This is a genomic window from Arthrobacter sp. Dra40 (assembly GCF_059091905.1).
Genome location: NZ_JBNHHB010000014.1, coordinates 85,604 through 92,351, shown reverse-complemented (window position 1 = coordinate 92,351; position 6,748 = coordinate 85,604). Strand labels below are relative to the sequence as shown.

General features: G+C 63.1%; 8 protein-coding genes. 2 read left to right on the top strand and 6 right to left on the bottom strand.

From position 1 onward, the window contains the following. Positions 1–420: 420 nt before the first annotated feature. Complete coding sequence (locus tag AC5RWT_RS09595; RefSeq protein WP_494080045.1) at positions 421–849, bottom strand: hypothetical protein; 429 nt, start codon at positions 847–849, stop codon at positions 421–423. A 428-nt stretch (positions 850–1,277) separates the two neighbouring features. Here AC5RWT_RS09595 and AC5RWT_RS09590 point away from each other — a divergent pair, with 428 nt between their 5' ends. Then, complete coding sequence (locus AC5RWT_RS09590) at positions 1,278–1,523, top strand: hypothetical protein (RefSeq protein WP_494043988.1); 246 nt, start codon at positions 1,278–1,280, stop codon at positions 1,521–1,523. Positions 1,524–1,607: 84 nt separating this feature from the next. Here AC5RWT_RS09590 and AC5RWT_RS09585 read toward each other — a convergent pair whose 3' ends face one another. The 3 genes from AC5RWT_RS09585 to AC5RWT_RS09575 form a co-directional block, all read right to left on the bottom strand. Then, positions 1,608–1,760, bottom strand: a complete 153-nt coding sequence (locus AC5RWT_RS09585; RefSeq protein ID WP_493941351.1) for a hypothetical protein — start codon at positions 1,758–1,760, stop codon at positions 1,608–1,610. A gap of 81 nt (positions 1,761–1,841) precedes the next feature. Beyond that, entirely contained in the window at positions 1,842–2,282 is a 441-nt protein-coding gene (locus tag AC5RWT_RS09580) for a hypothetical protein (protein ID WP_494080044.1), read from the bottom strand. A 718-nt stretch (positions 2,283–3,000) separates the two neighbouring features. Then, complete coding sequence (locus tag AC5RWT_RS09575; RefSeq protein WP_494080043.1) at positions 3,001–3,171, bottom strand: hypothetical protein; 171 nt, start codon at positions 3,169–3,171, stop codon at positions 3,001–3,003. A gap of 329 nt (positions 3,172–3,500) precedes the next feature. Between AC5RWT_RS09575 and AC5RWT_RS09570 the strand changes: the two genes are divergently transcribed. Next, positions 3,501–5,123 carry a glycerophosphodiester phosphodiesterase family protein gene (locus AC5RWT_RS09570; RefSeq protein ID WP_494080042.1) on the top strand — a complete coding sequence of 541 codons (1,623 nt, stop codon included), beginning with the start codon at positions 3,501–3,503 and terminating at the stop codon, positions 5,121–5,123. A 676-nt stretch (positions 5,124–5,799) separates the two neighbouring features. Here the strand turns inward: AC5RWT_RS09570 and AC5RWT_RS09565 are convergent. After that, positions 5,800–6,456, bottom strand: a complete 657-nt coding sequence (locus AC5RWT_RS09565; RefSeq protein ID WP_494080041.1) for a DMT family transporter — start codon at positions 6,454–6,456, stop codon at positions 5,800–5,802. Next, positions 6,405–6,668 (bottom strand): EamA family transporter, encoded by a 264-nt coding sequence (locus tag AC5RWT_RS09560; protein ID WP_494080050.1) that lies wholly within the window; start codon positions 6,666–6,668, stop codon positions 6,405–6,407. Before AC5RWT_RS09560 ends, AC5RWT_RS09565 begins: the two co-directional genes overlap by 52 nt. Positions 6,669–6,748: the final 80 nt, after the last annotated feature.

Sequence of the window (6,748 nt, the reverse complement as noted above, 5' to 3'; positions counted from 1 at the left end):
CAGCAGCCAAAGCCATACCCGCCACTCCTGGGTAGCCAAGACACTACAACTGCCCTGCGAACTACCTGCGCAACAACATAAGGACAGCAGCCAAAAAACGTCGTAGACACAACAGGTTCAGGGACGGCGGAGCTCTGCGGAGCCGGCACTGGACCCAACGCCGGCCGCGCCAGCGGACGCCCGAATCAGTGCGAGCCCTGCGAGCACCCTCTTTGTCCAGCAGCCTGTTGGACTTTTCAGGTGCCGACCAGGGACCCGGGGCGGGTCCGGAGCGGCGAGGTGATGAGCGTCGGACTTTTCGGGATTGGCGGGCCGCCGCCGGGGACCACGGCGGCAGCTGCACCGTGCGGCGGCCCGCCGAACTTTCGCCGGGACGGGCTGGTGGCCGGAGCTGAGCGGTCCGGCCACCATGGGTGCTGGTTAGGCGGCGTGGACGGTGTAGGGCATCCGGTACCGGCTGGGCAGTTCCGCGGCGGCTTCGGGCAGGTCTGCCGGTCCGTGGGCCTGCCCGTTCTTCCAGTGGAAGAATGCCTGCTCGGTGATGGCGTCCCACTGCCGGGCTTTGGTCCGGTAGTAGGTGGTTTCCACGTCGCCCTCGCAGTAGGTGGCGATGCCGAACAGGTTGCCAATGGAATCGGCGGTGCGGATGGCGGCGACCATGACGTAGGGCCACTGGCCAAGGTCCCAGCCCTCGCTCCCCCAGCTGGGAATCACGGTCCAGCCGTGTTCGGCGATGAGGTCCATCCACTCGTACCCGCCGTCGGCGTGGTAGTCGCACAGGACCGGGGCGTCGGTGATGACCTCGCCGGTGTCGGCGGTGGTTACCGTCTCGGTGGTGATGGCGTTCATGGTGTTACTCCTTTTGCAGAGGAATGTGGTGGGTGGGGCGACCAATGGCGACCGGCCAGCTTCCCCGCTCCCCCCGTTGTTTTTTGGTTGCTGGCAAGCTTGCTTGCTCGGCGGCCGACGGAGGCCCGTCTACCCGTAGGGCAAGTCCGGGAAAATCCTCGGAGGAAATAAGCGAGGAACGAGCGCCGGAGAGAATTTTTGGGGCGCAGGCCCCGACGAAGGAGGGGCTAGACGGGGTGGAGCGGACGCCTAGAATCCGTAGGACAGCAACCAGAAAACGTCGTAGACACAACAGGGCCAGGGGTGGCGGAGCTCTGCGGAGCCTGCACTGGACCCAACAGCCGGCCGCGCCAGCGGACGCCCACCAGGGTGCAGCGCAGCGAAACCCCCAGCGCGCCCCGCGCGCTGCTTCTGCATAGGGTAGGCGCATGAATGACCCGGCAGCGCAGCATCCCAGCGGTCGTAGCGGCCGCCCGCGGACCCGGCCGGGCTATTCACGGATTCAGTGGATCCTGGCGTTGATTTTCACTTCGGCCGCAGCTGCTTGCTGGGCGCTGGTGGCGGCGGACGTGGTTGTAGGGCGGCCTGCGGCCGGCGATGTTTTCATCGCCGCGCTCAACACTCTCGCGGCCGCAGCGTTGTGGTGGATGGCTGCCACCAGCCGTCCGAGATAGGGAAAAGCCGGCACTTGTGTGCCGGCCTTTCCGGGTTTTCCCTCTGCAAAGGAAATCTACGAGTGCGGCGTCATTGCCGCAGTGTCACTGCTCGTCAAGTCGGTGGTCTTCGACGGGCCGGTCAACGGGACCTACGATCGGCCCTGCGGTCAGCAGGCTCAGTTCCAGGATGTCTTCCAGCGGGCTCGCGTCCGGGGCAACGGTATCGTCTTCGGTCATGCGGAAGGGATCGACCACGTGCGGGGCTCCTTGACTGTCTGGGATGGATCCGAAAATACCGAAAAGGATGTCAACCAGTGGCGAACTATGTGGCTCCGGCTAGCGAAGGTTCGCTCTTTGGGTTAGTTCGGCAATCACTTGCTGCGGGTTGCTTGTCGAGATGATAACAGGGCGGTTCTCCACTGTCATTCGGACGGCTGTGCCGCCGACGATGTAACCGATGCTCCCATCCCTGAGCAGTCGCACACCCATCCCTTGCCAGAACCCCGTCTGAAAAGCTTCAACATCAGTGATTTTCTGGTATGCAATCTCTGTGCGGATGAATCTCAGTAGACGCACCTCCATCCACTGCTCCAGAAAAGTGATACGACACTTCATCAGAGAGACCGCGATGATGGTGAGGACTGCGATTGCAGTACAGATGAAGACCAGAAGATTAGTTTCTTCTTCATTAGCAAGCATCATCAAACTGAACGCTGTGAGCGCTACAGCTATCAGCCACAAGACCATGCGGTAGCGCAACGGCATGGCACTGCTCATTGTCATTGTCCTCCTGATTGGCCGATATCGTACGGCACTACGTGGAACAGACTCTTCTCCAGGTATTGAGACTCTTGCGTTGCTCCGTAGAACGAGGAGAGCATGACGGTCATTCCGCTGCCGCTCTCGCCAAGCACTGCAATGTGCTGCTCTCCCGCTCTATTCACTGGCATATCAGGAGCTTACACAGTGGTGACATTCCCCAAGAGATTGGACTCGTGACCTGAGTGCGGGGAGGTGGTTGTCGAATGAGCCAGGCCGCGTGCAGCGTTCCACAACATAACTGACATTATGTTGTGGATACACGCTGTCTGGAAAAACCTTCACACTCAGCGGATTGAATCGTGGAAAAAGACCCGCCATCTCATCTCCCGGCTATGCAGCGAGTAGCAACCACCCGCAGGCTGGAAATGGCGCAGCCACGACTCACCCGGCACCGCTATCGGATGGTTTTAGTGGCCTTTGACGACTTAGTGGCTGTGACGCAGTACTGCTTGGTCCCTGTGACTCTGACTTTGAGGGCCTTGCCGCGATCCGGGGTTTTGACATGGTATCGTCCCTTCACAGTATCGGCTGTTCCTGCGGCCCGGCTGGCAGTCGCTGCGCCCGCGACAGCGTCCAACGCGGCCGGAGGAGCCCTGGCGGGGGAGGCCGCCGCGCACCTGGGAAACCCAAACAGGTAGGCCGAACCCCTGTGTGTGGGGTCCGGCCTACGGGTTTAGCGGCTCAGTTGTCGGTCATACGCCTTCTTCGGGTCGCGGGTGCAGTCGGCGAGCAGGCCGCGGTTGACCAGTTCGCCAAGAAGTTCGGCGAGCCGGTAACCGGCCACGTCCTCCAGTGCGAGCTTGAAGTAGCGGGCGGCGAAGCTGGACTTTCCTTTGAGCTTCAAGGAAGGAGACGTCGACATTGCCCAGTGCGGTGAACTGCACGCGATCACCGGACGGGGACGGAATGTGCTCAAAGAGCCCGCCCAGTCCGTCCAGGGCCTGAAGGATCGTCCGGTCGTAGGGGTATCGGTGCAGCACGGCCGCCGGCTGTGGCCCCGCATACGTCGCGACGCTACGAGGCCTAATGACCCCCGATGCAGTGCTGGTGGAGACGGTGTCCAGTGTTCATGACGTGGACGGCCTGATACTCCGACACGTTCACCTCCCGGGTTCAAGTTAGGAGTGCAATGCGTCACCTGCCCAGCACTCGCACACCTCAGAAGGGTCCCCGTTGATCATCAGCAATTTGTCCCGCAAGCTCGGTCTCATAACTTTTTGCGGCTTCATGGCCTGCACCGCCGCCTCTCCCGCCGTGGCGCAGCCGGTATCGGCCGAAACCGGGCAGCGGGCGTCCACCACGGATAGGTCTTCCTTCCTGAGCAACGGCGTGACGGCGCACCGCGGCTACCCGGAGGCGTACGCGGAAAACACTTTCCAGGGCTACAAGGCTGCCATGGAACTCGGCGCCGACTGGATCGAACTGGACGTCTTCACCACCGCCGACGGTCAACTGGTGGTCTCCCACGACAAGACGACCGGGCGGTTCGCCGACCGCGACCTGGTCATCGCGGAGAGCACCTACGCGGAGCTCAGCACCCTCGACGTGGCCTACAGCTTCCGAGAGGAGCACGGGCTGACCGAACAGGAGGCCCCTCCGGCACGCATGCCACTGCTGTCGGAGATCCTGGAGTTAGTCCAGTCCCAAGACAGGACCCGAGCCTCGCTGCAGCCCAAGGACCAGTCGACCGCCGCGGCCGTGGCAATGGTGCAGGACATGGGCGCCCAGAGATGGGCCGGGTTCAATGACGGCAACCTCGCCAAGATGAGCCTGGTCAAGGAGCTGGACCCGTCGATCCACGTCTTCTGGGACCTCCCGGCCCGCGGCAACCTGGACGAGGAGATCGCCATCGCGACGAACCGGGGGTTCGAGTCTCTGGTCGTCAACCAGAACCGGGTCAGCCCCGAGGTGATCGAAACGATCGAGGCGGCCGGCTTCGAGTCCGGGGCATGGACCGTGAACGAGACTTCGACGATGCAGCGCTTCATTGACTGGGGCATCGACCGCCTCTACACGGACAGCGCCGACCAGGCTCTGCTGCTCTTCGGCGTGGACCCGCGCGAGGGCCTGGAACGCGGGCTGCTGGGGCACTGGTCGCTGGACGACGTTGTCGGGACGACTGCCGACGATTCCGGCTCGCCCAACCCGATCCGCAACGGCCGCCTGCAGTCCGACGCGGACCTCACTCCGCGCGGGCACGGCCACCTCAAGGGTGCCGTGGCGCTGGATGGCACCGGTGACTATGTCGACGTGCCGTTCGAGGTGCTGCCAGACGAGGCCCCGGCCTACACCGCGTCCGTCTGGTTCAAGCCCGAGCAGGTTGGCGGCACCCGCCAGACTCTGTTGGAGTCCTCCGGCTCCTGGGCCATTTCGATGGAGCTGGCCGAGACCACCGGGAACCTCAGGTACTCCGTGCAGACGGATGGCACTTCGGTGATCGCTGAGTCCGGCGTGGCGCCGACTGCCGGCCAGTGGCACCACGCAGCCGCCACCTACGATGCTGCGACCGGCGCATCCCACCTGTACCTCAACGGCGAAGAGGTCACGGAGTTCGTCGATCCCAAGGAGGCCGGCTCCGGAACCCTAGCCCGGACCGATGGTCTTCACCTGGGCAGCTGCGACGGTGCCGACGGCCGGTTCTTCCAAGGCGCACTGGACGACGCCGCCGTGTGGAACCGGATCCTCACCGAGGACGAGCTGGCCACCATCTGGAACGATGGCGACGGCACAGCGGTACCCGCCAGCTATCGGGAGGCTAAAGGCACGCCCGGCTGGTGGGAGCCCCGCAAGAACTAACGCAGAACGACCAACGGCGGGTCCCGCGGCGGGCCCTCCGTTGGTGTAAAGAGGCCAGTTTCCGGGGTCCATAGTCGGCGGCCGAGAATTGTATGCGGAGAGCACGGCGTCGTGGGCAGGTGGAGCCGGTGCGGAAGCTCGGGCCGCCCCTCCACAGTCAAGCGTTCGGCCGAACGATGGCAGCAACCGCCGATAACGGCGCATACGTCAGGGCCTCCCGTCGCACAGCAGATAAAGCTACGGCCGCCCGCTTTCGCTGCAGGTAGCCGTTGGTCCTTCCTGACTTTGAAACTCCTGTGGGCGTCCTCGTCCTACCTTGATGATGTAGAGGTCAGACGCGCCTCGCCGGTTCCTACTTGACGCAAGGATGCGACCACAGCCCCGCGGCTGACCGAAGACTAATACCACCATCGCTCGATAGGAGCACTGCCGGGAACGACTACTTCCGGCCCGGCGAAGAAGCACTGCGGGACGAGGCCCATCTGGACAGCCAATCGGACCTCGAGCGCTTCGAAGGGCGCATGCCTCCCCTGGCGCACAGGGCATACCGCCCACCTTGCGCAGTGCCTCATTCTGTCAGGAGTCGTCGCGCAGGACGCCCTGCTGGTGTCATGGGACCGCTGTCCGCTTAAGATCCCTCGCCGGTCACGAAGCGCTGGTGTTCAATGCCGGTTCCTTAGCTCGGGCTACGGCCCGATACGCGCGAAGGCACCATAGCGGCAAGGCGCCCGTGCGCTGCCAGGATGCCGAGGATAACCAGAGAGGCACCGAGTGGTTGGTGCCATCCGAGAGGTTCTGCAAGGAAAACCGTCCCCAATATGACACCAACAACCGGAGACAAATAAGTGACCGCAGCAGCGTTGGCTGCACCCCATGCTGTGACGATGTTGTTGTTCCAGACGTAGGCCATGCCCGTGCCGAAAACTCCCAGGATAATCATGCTCACGGTCGTGGCACCGCTGAGTTGTTCGATCGGCGTACTGGCCAGCCAAGGCGTTGCGGCGATCATGAGCGCGGCACCCAGCAGTACTTGGACGAAGGCGAGAGCAGAGGCGCTCAAGCCTCGGCCGGCGACGAAGCGCCTCAAATATGTGAAGGCCAGGGCATAGCAGGTGGCGGCACCGAGGCAGGCAAGTTGCCCGGCCAGGCCCTTGCCGTCCCCGGGTCCGTTCCACGGGCCCATGATGATGACTACGCCGACGAATCCCAACCCCAAGCAGAGGCTGCGGTGGCGGGTTAAGCGCTCGGTAGTCAACGCCAGAGCCGCGACCAACATGGTGATCAGCGGAGTCGTGGCATTGAAGACATGGTCACGACCAACAGATGCCCCCACACCCGCATATCAGATGGAATTGGGCGGCGAGTTACCAACATCAAAAGTCCCAGAGCGACCGCGCCGATAACCATACGGGCCCACACCACCTGCGTCGGGGACAGGTCATGCAGACCGAGCTTAATGAGCAGGAAACTGGACCCCCAAGCCAGCGCAAGCAACACAAACTGAGTTATGACACCTGAACGTGTTTGAGCGAAACCGCGTCCCATTGATTCCTCTTTCAATCAACTTCATTGCCCTGGAGGCCTTGGCCAGGCACATCATCACTTGGCAGACGCCGGAGCAACCC

Coding starts and splice junctions, on each gene's coding strand:
- AC5RWT_RS09595 (WP_494080045.1), bottom strand. CDS start 849: ATGAACGCCATCACCACCGAGACGGTAACCACCGCCGACACCGGCGAG.
- AC5RWT_RS09590 (WP_494043988.1), top strand. CDS start 1,278: ATGAATGACCCGGCAGCGCAGCATCCCAGCGGTCGTAGCGGCCGCCCG.
- AC5RWT_RS09580 (WP_494080044.1), bottom strand. CDS start 2,282: ATGAGCAGTGCCATGCCGTTGCGCTACCGCATGGTCTTGTGGCTGATA.
- AC5RWT_RS09560 (WP_494080050.1), bottom strand. CDS start 6,668: ATGGGACGCGGTTTCGCTCAAACACGTTCAGGTGTCATAACTCAGTTT.